The sequence below is a fragment of the Kribbella sp. CA-247076 genome, from assembly GCF_050942445.1.
Taxonomy (GTDB): Bacteria; Actinomycetota; Actinomycetes; order Propionibacteriales; family Kribbellaceae; genus Kribbella.
The window spans coordinates 1,704,257-1,717,449 of sequence record NZ_CP192051.1; the positions used below are offsets into that span (position 1 = coordinate 1,704,257).

General features: G+C 69.7%; 16 protein-coding genes. 9 read left to right on the top strand and 7 right to left on the bottom strand.

Annotation, left to right across the window (positions count from 1 at the left end):
* Positions 1-79 precede the first annotated feature (79 nt).
* The gene (locus ACQPYZ_RS08185; protein WP_433166821.1) at positions 80-889 is read left to right on the top strand and encodes an endonuclease/exonuclease/phosphatase family protein; all 810 of its coding nucleotides are present in this window, start codon (positions 80-82) and stop codon (positions 887-889) included.
* Positions 890-911: 22 nt separating this feature from the next.
* Here ACQPYZ_RS08185 and ACQPYZ_RS08190 read toward each other — a convergent pair whose 3' ends face one another.
* From ACQPYZ_RS08190 to ACQPYZ_RS08200, 3 genes are all read right to left on the bottom strand, one after another.
* Positions 912-1,346 (bottom strand): PIN domain-containing protein, encoded by a 435-nt coding sequence (locus ACQPYZ_RS08190; RefSeq protein WP_433166822.1) that lies wholly within the window; start codon positions 1,344-1,346, stop codon positions 912-914.
* Positions 1,343-1,552, bottom strand: a complete 210-nt coding sequence (locus tag ACQPYZ_RS08195) for a type II toxin-antitoxin system VapB family antitoxin (protein ID WP_433166823.1) — start codon at positions 1,550-1,552, stop codon at positions 1,343-1,345. Before ACQPYZ_RS08195 ends, ACQPYZ_RS08190 begins: the two co-directional genes overlap by 4 nt.
* 87 nt (positions 1,553-1,639) lie before the next feature.
* The gene (locus tag ACQPYZ_RS08200; protein WP_433166824.1) at positions 1,640-2,383 is read right to left on the bottom strand and encodes a TetR/AcrR family transcriptional regulator; all 744 of its coding nucleotides are present in this window, start codon (positions 2,381-2,383) and stop codon (positions 1,640-1,642) included.
* A 69-nt stretch (positions 2,384-2,452) separates the two neighbouring features.
* Between ACQPYZ_RS08200 and ACQPYZ_RS08205 the strand changes: the two genes are divergently transcribed.
* A complete protein-coding gene (locus ACQPYZ_RS08205) occupies positions 2,453-3,916 on the top strand; it encodes a flavin-containing monooxygenase (protein WP_433166825.1) in 1,464 nt (487 codons plus the stop codon).
* Positions 3,917-4,046: 130 nt separating this feature from the next.
* Here the strand turns inward: ACQPYZ_RS08205 and ACQPYZ_RS08210 are convergent, their stop codons facing one another.
* A complete protein-coding gene (locus ACQPYZ_RS08210) occupies positions 4,047-4,409 on the bottom strand; it encodes a hypothetical protein (RefSeq protein WP_433166826.1) in 363 nt (120 codons plus the stop codon).
* Between the two features lie 598 nt (positions 4,410-5,007).
* Here ACQPYZ_RS08210 and ACQPYZ_RS08215 point away from each other — a divergent pair.
* Both ACQPYZ_RS08215 and ACQPYZ_RS08220 read left to right on the top strand, forming a co-directional pair.
* A complete protein-coding gene (locus tag ACQPYZ_RS08215; RefSeq protein WP_433166827.1) occupies positions 5,008-5,775 on the top strand; it encodes a hypothetical protein in 768 nt (255 codons plus the stop codon).
* Entirely contained in the window at positions 5,772-6,080 is a 309-nt protein-coding gene (locus ACQPYZ_RS08220; RefSeq protein ID WP_433166828.1) for a hypothetical protein, read from the top strand. The genes ACQPYZ_RS08215 and ACQPYZ_RS08220 overlap by 4 nt, the downstream gene beginning before the upstream one ends.
* A 7-nt stretch (positions 6,081-6,087) precedes the next feature.
* On the opposite strand, the gene ACQPYZ_RS08225 is transcribed toward ACQPYZ_RS08220, so the two are convergent.
* Positions 6,088-6,306 carry a hypothetical protein gene (locus tag ACQPYZ_RS08225; RefSeq protein ID WP_433166829.1) on the bottom strand — a complete coding sequence of 73 codons (219 nt, stop codon included), beginning with the start codon at positions 6,304-6,306 and terminating at the stop codon, positions 6,088-6,090.
* 311 nt (positions 6,307-6,617) lie between these two features.
* Between ACQPYZ_RS08225 and ACQPYZ_RS08230 the strand changes: the two genes are divergently transcribed.
* Positions 6,618-7,526, top strand: coding sequence for a phosphotransferase enzyme family protein (locus ACQPYZ_RS08230; protein WP_433166830.1), 909 nt, complete (start codon positions 6,618-6,620; stop codon positions 7,524-7,526).
* Here the strand turns inward: ACQPYZ_RS08230 and ACQPYZ_RS08235 are convergent.
* Positions 7,459-8,646: an MFS transporter gene (locus ACQPYZ_RS08235; protein ID WP_433166831.1), complete on the bottom strand. Its 1,188-nt coding sequence runs from the start codon at positions 8,644-8,646 to the stop codon at positions 7,459-7,461. The genes ACQPYZ_RS08230 and ACQPYZ_RS08235 overlap by 68 nt on opposite strands.
* A gap of 166 nt (positions 8,647-8,812) precedes the next feature.
* On the opposite strand from ACQPYZ_RS08235, the gene ACQPYZ_RS08240 reads away from it, so the two are divergent.
* Positions 8,813-9,118 carry a hypothetical protein gene (locus ACQPYZ_RS08240; RefSeq protein ID WP_433166832.1) on the top strand — a complete coding sequence of 102 codons (306 nt, stop codon included), beginning with the start codon at positions 8,813-8,815 and terminating at the stop codon, positions 9,116-9,118.
* A 100-nt stretch (positions 9,119-9,218) separates the two neighbouring features.
* Positions 9,219-9,464 (top strand): hypothetical protein, encoded by a 246-nt coding sequence (locus ACQPYZ_RS08245; RefSeq protein ID WP_433166833.1) that lies wholly within the window; start codon positions 9,219-9,221, stop codon positions 9,462-9,464.
* Between the two features lie 87 nt (positions 9,465-9,551).
* Here the strand turns inward: ACQPYZ_RS08245 and ACQPYZ_RS08250 are convergent, their stop codons facing one another.
* Positions 9,552-10,301: a MerR family transcriptional regulator gene (locus ACQPYZ_RS08250; RefSeq protein ID WP_433166834.1), complete on the bottom strand. Its 750-nt coding sequence runs from the start codon at positions 10,299-10,301 to the stop codon at positions 9,552-9,554.
* Positions 10,302-10,384: 83 nt separating this feature from the next.
* On the opposite strand from ACQPYZ_RS08250, the gene ACQPYZ_RS08255 reads away from it, so the two are divergent.
* Both ACQPYZ_RS08255 and ACQPYZ_RS08260 read left to right on the top strand, forming a co-directional pair.
* Positions 10,385-12,208, top strand: coding sequence for a hypothetical protein (locus ACQPYZ_RS08255; RefSeq protein ID WP_433166835.1), 1,824 nt, complete (start codon positions 10,385-10,387; stop codon positions 12,206-12,208).
* On the top strand, positions 12,205-13,179 hold the full coding sequence (locus ACQPYZ_RS08260; protein ID WP_433166836.1) for an alpha/beta fold hydrolase: 975 nt from the start codon (positions 12,205-12,207) through the stop codon (positions 13,177-13,179). Before ACQPYZ_RS08255 ends, ACQPYZ_RS08260 begins: the two co-directional genes overlap by 4 nt.
* Positions 13,180-13,193: the final 14 nt, after the last annotated feature.

Here is a 13,193-nt window from a genome sequence, read left to right on the forward strand (position 1 = left end):
CCCCTGCGGCAACCGTCACCTCCTACCCATGACATCCGTCAGCTACAGCGTTCGGTCTGGTGCGGGGAGGGTTGGCTGAGTGGCTGAGGGGAACGGCGGAGGTATGGGTGAGTTGCGGGTGATGACGTGGAATGTGTGGTGGCGGTTCGGGGCGTTGTGGGTCGCGCGGTTCGAGGCGATCGCGGAGACTGTGCGCGCGGTGGCGCCGGATGTGGTCGCGTTGCAGGAGGTTTGGGGGACTCGGGCAACGAACCAGGTGTCGGCGCTCGGCGGTGAGCTGGGGATGCATGCGGAGTACGCCGGACCGTCGTACCCGCCGCCGACGGACGTTGCCCGGGATCCACGGGACGCGGGCGTCGAGGTGGGGATCGGGCTGCTGAGCCGGTGGCCGATCACCGGGTGGCGTGCGGTGCGGATGCCTGCGCGGCATCGGTCGTTCGATCCGGTGGCAGCCGTCGCCACGGTTGCGCATCCGGCGGGGCCGCTGCATGTGGTCGTGGGGTGCCTCGAGTACGACCCGGCGTACAACGACGACCGCTTGGCTCAGGCCGCTCTCCTCGCCGACCTGGCCACGGATCCTGCTCTGGACGGTCCACTGCCGATCATCGTCGCCGGCGACCTGAACGCGCCGCCCGGAAGTCCGCTTCTCCGCCCGCTGACCGACGTACTGACCGACGCCTGGATCGCCGGGTCCGGTGATGCGACCACCGTCACCGCGCCCGAAGAGGCCGGCCCCGAGCTCGTCGGCCAGCGCATCGACCACGTGTTCTTCCGCCCAGGCATGTTCAACCGCCCGGTCACGGTCTCCCAAGCATCGACAGCTGGTGATCCGATAGACGGAATCACCCCGTCCGACCACCGCGCGGTGATCTGCTCACTCACGTTCTGACCTCTGTCTAGCTTTCGTGCTGTCAGCCGAGGGACCCGCGTGGGGCGACCCAGAGGTGGGGCTGGCCGGTGACGGCGGCAATGTGCTCGAAGTCGGCGTCGTAGTGGAGGACGACGGCGCCGTGTTGTTCGGCGACGGCGGCAGTCAGTACGTCGACCACGCCGGCGGCTCGATGTTGGGCACGCGCGGCCATCCTCAGCTGGACCTCGCGCGCCCGCTCGGCGACTGACTCCGTCATCGGCAGGTTGACGTACAGGGATCGTCGCCGGTCGGCGATCGCCTTCACGTCCTGATGATTCCGGCCGGAGTAGCCGGCCTCGAGATCGACGGTGACACAGGTGGCGGCGGCCCGGTCCACGATCAGCCCGGCGATGATCGCGCGTACGGCGGGGTGCTTGCTCCGGGCCTGCGCCGAGGTGTCGACCAGGTACAACTTGCCGACCGGCGCCGTACTCACCGACGCGCCTCGTGCATGACCTCCGGGTCGTCGATGTCCGGCCCGACGCCGAACGCGTACGGATCGTCCAGCAGCGCTTCGATTCGCTCGCGCCGTCTGGCGACGAACTCCAGCGCGGCGTTCACGGTGTCCTTCTTGGTCACCGTGCCGAGCTCCCTGGCTGCCAGCTCGAGCGCTTTGTCGTCCACGTCAATCACCGTCTTCACGTCCGTGACGATATCTTGACGTATATATACGCCCACAGCCTGAGATATACAAATTGATCGAATCGTTGTGCAGTGGTCCGGCGCGGGCTAGGTGGTGCGGAGGGTTTTGAGGCCTTGCCAGAGGAGGTCCTGGAGGGTTCGGGCGACCTTCTCGGGGCTGGGTGGGGCGGGGATGCGGCTGCGCCAGATGGCCAGGCGTTCGGTGGCGCCGGAGATGCTTTGGGCAACGATCTGGATCTCGTCCTCGTCGGCGGTGCGGCCGGGTGGGAGGTTGCTCCGGACCATCGCGGAGATGAGTTCGATGAAGGCGGCGCGGACCTCGTCGGTGGCCGCGGCGGCGGGGCCGGCGGCCGGGCTCATGCCGAGCATGCCCTCGTCGATCAGCACCGACCACGCCTGCGGGTGGTCGTCGAGGAACTCGAACCAGGCGACGAACCCGGCGTACAACGCATCCTCGGCGTCGCCCGCGGCGAACACCGCGTCCGACACCGTGTCGAGCAGTTGGATCCGGAGCCGGGCCAGGCAGGCGAGGAAGAGGCCGTCCTTCGAGCCGTAGTACTGGTAGATCAGCGGCTTCGACACCCCGACCTCGGCGGCCACGTCGTCCATCGACGTCCCCTGATATCCCCGCTCCCCGAAGATCCGCTCCGCCGCCTCGAGGATCTCCCGCTCCCGAGCAGCCCGATCCCGCCGCCGCCGAACCGTCCCACCCCCGCCACCCTCGACCGGCGCGCCTCCCGCGGACTCACCGCCCGCCGGAACGGCCTCGCTCGGTGCAGTTGGTCCTGGTGCGGGGTTGGGGCGGGTGGACTTTGGGGTGGTGGAGGTCACTTGCGGAGTCTAACTGACTCCGAGTAACTTACTCCGAGTAAGTTCCGTGGTCGAGGCTGGAGGATGTCGATGGCGCAGGAGACCAGTCACCACCGGATCGTCGTGGTCGGCACGGGCTTCGCCGGGATTGGGATGGCCGTTCGGTTGAAGCAGGCCGGGTACGACGACTTCGTCGTACTGGAGCGGGCGGACGACGTCGGCGGGACCTGGCGGGACAACACGTATCCGGGCTGCCGGTGTGACGTGCCCTCGCACCTCTACTCGTTCTCCTTCGCGCCGAACCCGGAATGGTCGTCCACGTTCTCGCCTCAGCCCGAGATCGAGAAGTATCTGCGCAACGTCACCGATCGGTTCGGCGTACGTCGGCATATCCGCTTCGGTCACGCGGTCGAGGAGGCTCGGTGGGAGGATGGTCGGTGGTGGATCCGGACCAGTCAGGGGGAGTTCACCGCCGAGGTGCTGCTGTCGGGAATGGGGCCGCTGGCCGAGCCGTCGTACCCGAAACTGCAGGGGATCGAGTCGTTCGAGGGGGAGGTGTTCCACTCGGCGGAGTGGAATCACGATCTCGACCTGAGTGGTCGCAAGGTGGCGGTGATCGGGACCGGTGCGTCGGCGATCCAGTTCGTGCCGGCGATCCAGCCTGAGGTCGAGGAACTGCATCTCTTCCAGCGCACCGCGCCGTGGGTGATGCCGCGGCCGGACCGCGGGATTACCGAGGTGGAGAAGGCTGTCTTTCGCCGGTTTCCCCTGGTGCAGAAGGCGTTCCGGGTCGGGATCTACTGGGGGCGCGAGTCGATGGTGCTCGGGTTCACCAAGCTGCCGGCGATCATGAAGCAGGCGCAGAAGGTTGCCGAGAAGCACCTCGAGCGGCAGGTCCGCGACCCGTTGCTGCGGGCCGAACTGACGCCCGACTTCACGCTCGGCTGCAAGCGGGTGCTGATCTCCGACGACTACTACCCGGCGATCGTCCAGCCGAACGTCGAGGTGATCACTGATCAGATCGCCGAGGTGACGCCGACCGGGATCGTCACCGAGGACGGCGTGAAGCACGAGGTCGACACGATCATCTACGGCACCGGGTTCCGAGTCACCGATCTGCCGGTGATGGACCTGGTGCACGGGCGCGGCGGGGTTTCGCTGAGGGAGGCCTGGTCCGACGGGATGCAGGCGCACCTCGGTACGGCGGTCGCCGGGTTCCCCAACTTCTTCCTGTTGATCGGGCCGAACACCGGCCTCGGGCACAGCTCGATGGTGTTCATGATCGAGTCGCAGATCGCGTACATCCTGGACGCGCTGAAGACGATGGATGCGGACGGGCTGCGGGAGGTCGAGGTGCGCGCGGAGGTGCAGGCAGCCTTCGTCGACAGCGTGCGGAGCTCGATGCGGAACACGGTGTGGACTCGCGGTGGGTGCACCAGTTGGTACCTGGACTCCGAGGGGCGCAACACCACGCTGTGGCCGTCGTTCACCTTCCGGTTTCGGCAGCTGACCAGGCGGTTCGACCGGTCGGAGTATCGGACCCTCGCTATGTGACATCGTGCGTGTTACATTCGATTGGTCAGATAGCTGGCTGATCGGAGGCGGGTGCCGTGATGGGACTGCTGGTTCCGTTGCACGGGATCGGTGGGCGCGGCGATCTGCCGGTGCCGCTGTGGTTGGCGGTCTACTCAGCCGGTGCCGCGGTGGCGGTGTCGTTCTTCGCGCTGGCGGCGTTCTGGTCGCGGCCGCGGTTCCAAGTTACTGCGGGTAAGTCGCTGGTTCTGCTGACTCGGGTGGTCGACTCCCGGGTGGTTCGATCGTTGATCAAACTGGCTGGGTTGCTGGCGTTGGGGTTGATGCTGGGGGCGGCGTGGTTCGGCAGTAGTTCGCCGGCGCTGAATCCGGCGCCGACGTGGTTGTACGTCTGGATCTGGGTCGGGATCATTCCGCTTTCCCTGCTTTGCGGCCCGATCTGGCGGCTCGCAAACCCGTTCCGCACGATTGCGTCCGCCATCCGCACGATCGCGTCGGCCGTCGGCGCGACCACGGACGCCGTACACGCGCTGACAACCCGAGGCACGGCGAACGGCGAGCAGCCGCGCGGGAGGTCGGCGGACGGTGAGAGGTTGCCTTGTGCGCCGGCGGACGGTGAGAGGTCGCCTGGTGCGCCGGCGGACGGTCGGCGGACACGTGAGGCCGCGCTTGGTGAGTCGGCGGACCGTGAGTGGGTGCGCGGGGCTGGCGACGAGCGGGTGGGGGCGGTGGTCGCTGAGGGGCGATGGGGGCACGAGGTGGGTTCGGGCAGTGAGCGGACGGGCTCGGCTGAGGGTGGGCGCGGGGTGGGTTCGGGCGGTGAGCGGACGGGCTCGGCTGAGGGTGGGCGCGGGGTGGGTTCGGGCGGTGAGCGGACGGGCTCGGCTGACGGTGGGCGCGGGGTGGTTTCGGGCGGTGAGCGGACGGGCTCGGCTGAGGGTGGGCGCGGGGGCGGGAGCGGGAGCCGGCGCGGGCTGGGGTATCGGATGTTGCCGGCGGGGGTTGCTTATTGGCCGGCGGTTGGGGGGTTGGGTGGGTTTCTTTGGCTTGAGTTGGTTTATCCGGAGGGGTCGGATCCGCTGGTTGTTGCGGTCTTCGTGACTGTGTACGCGGTGGTGAATGTGGTTGCGGGGGTTGTGTACGGGCCGGCTTGGTTCCGGGTGGGGGACGGGTTCGAGGTGTACGCCGAGGTGCTGGCGCGGCTCAGTCCCTTGGGCCGCGGGGGTGCCGGTCGGCTGGAGTTGCGGAATCCGTTGGCGGGGCTGGCGACGATGCCGCAGGAGCCGGGGATCGTCGGGTTGTTGTGTTTGTTGCTCGGGTCAACGGCCTTCGACGGGATCTCGCGGTGGACGGCGTGGACGCAGCTGACGGCGGGACTCGGTACGACGGAGCACATCGTCGTACACACACTGGGTTTGATCACAGCCGTGGCGCTGGTGTCGGCGGTCTTCGTGTTCGCGGCGCGGACGACGGGTGCTGCTCGGGTGCGACCCGACGCGGTGGGGCGGGCAGGGTTGCCGGGGGCGTTCGTGCATTCGTTGGTGCCGATCGCGATCGGGTATGCGGTCGCGCACTACTTCTCGTTCGCGATGTTCCAGGGGCAGGAGGGTGTGCTGCTCGCGAGCGATCCGTTCGCGCGCGGGTGGGATCTGCTCGGGACCAGCGGGGCGGAGATCGACTACGGGTTCCTCGGGACCGGTCTGATCGCGGGGGTCCAGATCGGTGCGATCGTGCTCGGACACGTGCTTGGGGTCGTGTCCGCGCACGATCGCGCTGCCGAGTTGTTCCGGCGCAGGCAGTTGCGGCGGGCGCAGTACCCGATGCTGGCGGCGATGGTCGCGTTCACGGCCGGCGGAATCGCGTTGGTGACGGCATCATGATCGCGCTGCACATGGGCGGGATTCCGGAGACCGCGATGGTGCTCGGGCCGATCCTGCTGATCGTCGCGTTCATCCGGATCGCGCGTCGCCATGAGGCGACTCTCCCGGACGACGAGTACGACGACTGGGACGCCGACCTGGGCGACCTGCCGGACCACGGCGACCTGCCGGACCACGGCGACCTGCCGGACCACGGCGACCTGCCGGACCACGGCGACCTGCCGGACCGCGGCGACCTGCCGGACCGCGGCGACCTGCCGGACCACGGCGACCGGTCAACCCGTGGTGAGCGGGCTGAGGTCTGACACGCGGTCAGGCGGCCTGGAGGGTGTACTGCTCGCTGACCCGGGACAGGCGCTGCGCGGTCGCGAACTCGGCCAGCTGGGCGCAGCCGGCGGTGATCGCGTCGTGGAGGGTCGGCCACTGGTCGACGCACCAGTACGGGTCGTCGGGCTGACGGTCGTTGTCGTCGTCGATGTCGGCGCACCAGGTGCCGGTGAAGGCGCGGTGGACATGCAGTCTGAGGTTCATGGTCGTGCGGTTTCTCGGGGGACCGGGCGGGTGGTCGGCGTCAGAACGCCAGTGGCCGGCCGGACGGCGTACGAAGGTCGAGGGTCTTCGTGGTGCGGCGCGTACGCAGTGGTCTGCGGCGAAGCTGGATCTGTCGGCTCATCGTTCCGGTCCTGCCTGGGAGTCGGGTGGTGTCGTGAGACCAACATCCCAAGTCGCGCGCCCGCGCACATGCGGATAACTACCGATATCCCTACCTAGGCACCCCTTACGCGCCGCTCGGGGGCGTCTGAGGGTTAGGGAAGGGTCCTTAGCCAGGGGAGGATGCTGGGGTGGATGCAAGCGTGGACGAGTTGCTGGCGGCGTGGGGTATCCGGACGCGGGACGTCCGGCCGGTGGGCGAGGGGACCAACAACACCAGCTGGTACGTCGGCGACGACTTCGTACTGCGGATCCACCGGAACACCAGGCCGCCGCAGTACGAGCACGCACTGTTGCACGCCCTCCACGGACTGTCGTTCGACGTACCCACGCCGCTGCCGGCCGAGGACGGCCGGACCCTGGTACGGCGCGAGCTGCACGGCGAACCGGTCACCGCCAGCCTGAGCCGCCGGATCCGCGGCGAGCATCCGCGGCGAGGCGACGCCGTCCAAGCGGAAGCCTGCGGCGAGGCGTTGGCCGAGCTCGACCTCGCGCTGGCCGGAATCGACCCCGCGACCCTTCCGCCGCCGCGTGTGTGGGACGGCGATCTGACCAAGGTGCATGCCCGCGTGCCCGACCTCGACGCGATGGTGGCGAGTCTGGAGGGAGCCGATCGTCGACAAGAGGTCGCACGCATCCTCGCGGCGACCGCGGGGGTGGGGCGCGGCCTGCCGCAATCCATCATCCATGCGGACTTCTGGCCGACCAACGTGCTGCTGGACGGATCGTCGGTCACGGGCGTTCTCGACTTCGAGGCGGCCGGGCCGGGCTTCCGCGCGATGGATCTCGCCATCGGGCTGTGGTCCTTCGGCGCGGACACCCACGACGCTTTCCGGCGTGGCTACCTCGCCCGGCTCCCGTTGACCGACGTCGAGCAGGACGCCGTACCAGCGCTGCAGCTGTTGCGTGAGGCAACCAGCCTGGTGCACTGGTATGGGCGCCACCTCGAGGGCCTTACCACCGCGGCCGACATCACCGCCCGGGCCGACCGGCTTCGGCAGGTGGCCGCCGTGCGACGAACGGGCGCGAGCCGACCGTGATCGCGAGGGAGGCCGCGGCCAGGAGCGTGATCGTCACGGCCGGCGTGAGGAGCTGAGCGAGGCCGCCGGCGATCGCGGCGCCGAGGCCCTGCCAGGTCATCCGGCCCGCCGACTCGACGCCTTGGACCTGACCGCGCTCCGCGTCAGGGGTGAGGTCGAGCAGTTGCTCCTGGAGCGGCAGCGTCGCGGCGTACCCGGCGCTGGCGAGGAAGACCGCGACGGCGGTCACCGGCGTCGGCGGTTGTAGCGCGAAGACGAGGTACGGCGCCGCCAGCACGAGGCGTAGCGCGAACGCAGCGCGGCGGCGTTGGTCGGCCGTGAGCAGCCGCCCGACGGTCAGGTCGCCGAGCAGCATGCCGGCCGAGCCGGCCGCCAGCAGGATGCCGGCCTGGTCGGGAACGTACGAGACGAAGAGGGCGACGCACCCGACGATCAGCCCGTTCGGAACCCAGAGGTTAAGGAGGAGCGCCCGGCTGCCTGGGCGGGCGAACAGTGCGACGTTCGTCGACCACGTCTGCCGCAGGCCGGGCCGGGCCGTCAGGCGGATCGAGTGTTCGCGGACGGTCGTGGCGACGACCAGCAGGCCGATCCCGGTCAGGAGCGCGGCGACGACGAGTACGCCGGACGGTTCGAGGTAACGCAGGAGGACGGCGCCGACGGCGTACCCGAGGATCGCCATGCCGCCGGAGGTGATGTTCATCAGGGACCTTGCGAGTGCGTACGACGCGGTCGGGACGATCTCGGCGAGCAGACCCATGCGGGTGCCGGTGCCGAGCGACTGGAAGAAGCCGACGACGAGCAGGAGCCCGAATCTGACGGTCAACGGCAAGCCGGGGACGGCTTGGGCGGCGACGCCGAGCAGGGAGACGGTCTGGAGTACGACGAGGGTCCGGCGGGGACGGCGGCCGTCGGCGACCGACATCAGGGTGAGTGCGCCGAGGACGGTCGCGAACGTGGCGCCGTACATGCTGACGGCGGTGAGAAAGGGCGAGTGGGTCTGATCGTTGATCAACGTGGCCAGTGCGAAACCGGAAAGGGTGGAGGCGGCAACCAGGAGGGTGAAGCTGACGTACAGTCCGGCGAACTCGCGGTGGGCGAGCAGGGAGCGGTATGAGGGCATGAAAAAAGCCTCCGAACGCGCGCCCGGCGAGAGCAGGCGGTCCGAAGGCCAACGTGGTCATTCTAGCAGTCCAAGGTGGTCATTTAGCAGTAGAGGAGGGGGAGAGGGGCGGTTTGACGGGTGGGGGCGCGGGCACCGGGGCGGTATGAGGGCCAAAGGTTTCACGGTGTTGGGGGCTGTGTTGCTCGGGCTGGCGTTGATGCTGATGCCGGCGGGTGCTCAGGCGGCTGATCCGTCACCGTCGCCGACGCTCGGGTCGACGGCCTCGCCGAACGCGAACCCGCCCGGCGCACAGGACGGGGACGCGAACGACTACCGCGGTGTCACCTGGGTGGTGATCGGCGCGGGCATCGTCGTGGTGCTGGTCGCAGGCGGCAGCTACCTGCTCTTCCGCAACCGCAGCCGCACCCCACCGGCTGACCGACCGACCACCGGCCGACGGGCCACCGACCGACGGCGGATCACCGGCTGACGGCGGGCCGCAGGCTGACAGCGGACCACGGGCTGGGTCCTGGGGATCAGGGTCTTTTGGCCCTGGTGGCGGAGCAGGATGTCGCGGTGTGATAGCGGTGATGAGAACCGACCTGTTCCTGACGCAGACCAGCCTGCGTCATCTCGCCGAGCAACTGTCGCTCGAGTACGCCGGAGCCGTCCCGGCCTCCCACATCCAGCGCGTCGTCCTCACCACCGGCCGCCGCCTCCACCGTCGCGGGTACGCCGGTGCGGACCTGCTCCGCCTGGCGAAGCTCAGCGTCCGCGCCCACCTCAGCACGCACATCGGCGCCACCCTCGCCGCCCGCGCCCTGACCCCCGCCTGACCGCCACGCCACGCCCCGGCCCAGCCGGCCAACGGCCCAAGCCGCCCAACGGTCCATGCCGCCCGACGGCCCAAGCCAGGCAGAGGCTCAACCGGTCGAGGGTAATGCTTTCGGGTCCAGGCCGAGCTCCTCGTAGGCGACCTGTTCGATCTCGCGCGCCATCGCCTCCCGGAAGGCGGCGACCAGGGCCTGTCCGGCGAGCGGAATGATGTTCTCCAGGGTCCGCTGAATCTCCGGCCACCCCTCAGCCGGCAGACCGGCGTCGGCGAATTCACGCCACACCGTGCTGCGGAACAGCTCGACGTACGTCTTGGCGACCGCGTCCGCCTGGCTGAACAGCTTCGGCAGCATCTCGAAGATCGCCTGCATCGGCACGCCGAGCTTGATCACCTCGAGACCGGTGCGGAGCAGATCCGGATTCGGGATCCGCAGCAGGCCGTCGTCCTGCCGCTCCGCGATCCCCAGCGAGACCAGTCGGTCGATCACCGCCGGGTCGTGCGGTACGCCGGCCCGCTCGGCCAGCTGGTACTCGTCCAGGACTTCCGGCTCGGACGGGGTCCACGGGTTCACCAGCGTCTCGAAGACGCCGAGGGCCAGCGCGCCGTCGGGCAGCTCGCTCATCATCCGCTCGACCGCGGCCAGCGTGTACCCCTTGCCGAGCAGCTCGCGGACGAGCGTCAGCCGGGCGACGTGGTCGGTGCCGTAGTACCCGGTCCGGCCGACGAGCCGCGGCGGCGGGATCAGGCCGCGTCCGGCGTACGCCCGCACGTTGCGGACCGTCATGCCCACCTTGGCGGCGAGCTGGTCGACGGTGAGCTCCTCATCGCGTGCTTCCACGCTTGACAGTCTTCCAGACTCCACGTTACATAGGAGATGTAACATCATGCATGGTGCATAACTGATGTGAAGGAGCACCGAGGATGGCGATCCCGCTCGCGACCACCGGTACGGCGACGTTCGGCCAGATCGCGATCGTCACCGGGCTCGTCGGATTGTTGTACGTCGCACTCGCCGTGCTCCTGTGGCGGGAACGGACCGGCCGGGTCACGCTGGTAGGGCGGCTTGCGGACACCATCGGGAGACTGGACGGAGTCCCCCGATGGGCCGCGCTGACGCCGTACCTGCACGCGCTCTCGCTGCTCGCCTGCGCCTTCGGCGTCTGGTGGGACATCGCGGTGCACATCGCCCGCGGCCGCGACACCGGCCCGTTCGGGACGCCGGCGCACTACCCGATCTTCTTCGGCATCCTCGGCGTGATCGTCTCCGGCGTGCTGCCGATCGCGCTGGCGTCCAAACCGCTGCCGGCCCGCACGATCAAGCTGACCAAGGGCTGGCGGATCCCGTGCAGTGCGGCGCTGGTGACGCTGTGCGGGACGTTCGCGCTGGTCGGCTTCCCACTGGACGACGTCTGGCACCGGATGTTCGGCGAGGACGTCACGCTCTGGGGGCCGACGCACCTGCTGATGATCGGCGGCGTGGTGTTCTCGATCTTCGCCCGGCTGCTGGCGCTCGCCGAGGTCGAACAACTCCAGGGCCTGAACAAGCGGCGGCTGTTCCAGGAGATCGTCGCCGTCGGCGCCCTGCTGATCGCCTGGGACCTGTTCAGCACCGAGTTCAACTACGGCGTGCCGCAGTTCCCGCTGATCCTGCACCCGATCCTGATCGCGTTCGGCGCGGCGCTCGCGTTCACCGTCCTGCGCGCCCGGCGCGGACCTGGGACGACGTTCGCGGCGCTCGCCGTCTACCTGGTCATCCGCGGCGGGATCGCCTGGGCGGTCGACCAGCCGCTGGGCGGCATCCTCGGCCACTTCCCGCTGCTGATCGTCGAGGCGGTCCTGGTCGAGGCGGTCGCCCTTGCCCTCGGCAACAAGAACCGCTTCCGGCTCGGCGTCGTCGCCGGTGCCCTGATCGGCACGGTCGGCGTGGTCGCGGAGTACGCCTGGAGCCAGGTGTGGATGCCGATCCCGTGGCCGTCGTCGATCCTCCTGCCGGCCCTCGGGTACGGCGTTCTGGCCGGGATCGGAGCCGGGATGGTTGGAGCCTGGCTCGCCACCCGGTACGCCGAGGTCGCCGGCGACGAGCGGGCGACGGGGATTCGGAACACGCGTCCCGTGGTCGTCCGGCGTACGCATCAGCTCGGGGCCGTCGGGCTCGCGGTCGTGCTCGGGACGGTGTTCTTCTGCGTGCCCCGGTCGGCCGACCCCGGCGTCTCCGCCACGGTGTCGTTGGAGCGGGTGGCCACGGGGGCCGAGCCGACGGCGTACGTGACGGTCGAGCTGCAGCCGGAGGACGCGGCCGAGGGGGCACGCTGGTTCGAGGCGATGGCCTGGCAGGGTGGCGGATTCGTCACCCACCGGATGGAGAAGGTTGCCGACGGCACGTACCGGTCGGCGGACGCCTTGCCGATGTACGGGAAGTGGAAGTCGATGATCCGGCTGCACCAGGGCCAGCGGGACCTGGTGTCGATGTGGGTGTACGCCCCGGCAGACGCCGAGATCGCGAAGCCGGCCGTGCAGGTGTCCGACGGGCAGACGGTCGGGTTCGTCGACGAGCAGCAGGTGTTGCGGCGCGAGGAGCGGACCGACGTGCCACGATGGATGTGGAACGGCGGCTACGCCCTGCTCGGTGTGGTCGGTCTGCTGGAGATCGCCGGCATCGCCTGGCTGGTCGGACGTGGCGCCCGCGGTGGCCGCCTGCGCGCCGCCCACCTGGCGGCCGGCGACCGGGAACGGGAGATTGCGTGACGATCCAGGCGGCACGGCCGGAAGTGACCACCACCGACGGCGTACACCTGAACGTGGAGACCGTCGGTCCGGACGACGCGCCGGTGACCGTGCTGCTCGTGCACGGGTGGACCTGCTCGACCCGGTCGTGGCATCACCAGGTCGAGTCGCTGCCGCGGATCCTCGGCGAGGACGCCGTACGGATCGTCACCTACGACCACCGCGGGCACGGCCGGTCGGAGGCGGGTCCGCCGGGTTCGCAGCGGCTCGAGCAGCTCGCGGACGATCTGGTCACCGTGCTGGACACGGTCGTCGGGGACGGGCCGGTCGTGTACGCCGGTCACTCGATGGGCGGCATGACGTTGATGGCTCTCGCGGACGAGCGGCCGGAGCTGTTCGGCTCGCGGATCGCGGCCGCCGCCCTCGTCAGTACGACGTCCGGCCAAGCCAGCTCGGGCGCGTTCGGACTACCTGCGCGGCTCGACCCGGCGGCGGCCGTGTTCGCGCCGCGGGCGGTGAACCTCGTCGGCGCGCGGATCGAACGCCGCGCCCAGCGGGCCGGCCTGACGACGCGGTCGACCGTCGGCCGTCGTACGGTCGCCAGCCGGCGAGCGCTCGAGGTCGCGGCCGCCAGGCTGCAACGACCGGCGCTGCGGCAGATGGTGTTCGGGAAGAAGGTGGACCCGGCCGAGGTCGACCTGTTCCTCGAGGATCTCGCGGTCGTCCCCGGCCCGTCGTACGGCGGCTTCTTCGAGGCGATCCTGCAGCACGACCGCGGGCACGCGCTCAAGGTCCTCGACCAGCTCCCCGTCGAGATCATGCACGGCACCCGCGACCGCCTGCTCCCGCCGCGGCACGCCAACCGGATGGCGGCCGAGCTGCCGACCGCCCGCCTGTGGATGTACCCGGGCGCCGGCCACATGCTCATGCAGGAACGCCCCCGAGACGTCACCCACCGCCTCGCCTCCCTCGCCCGCAAGGTCCGCCGCTGAGAATCGCGTCACGG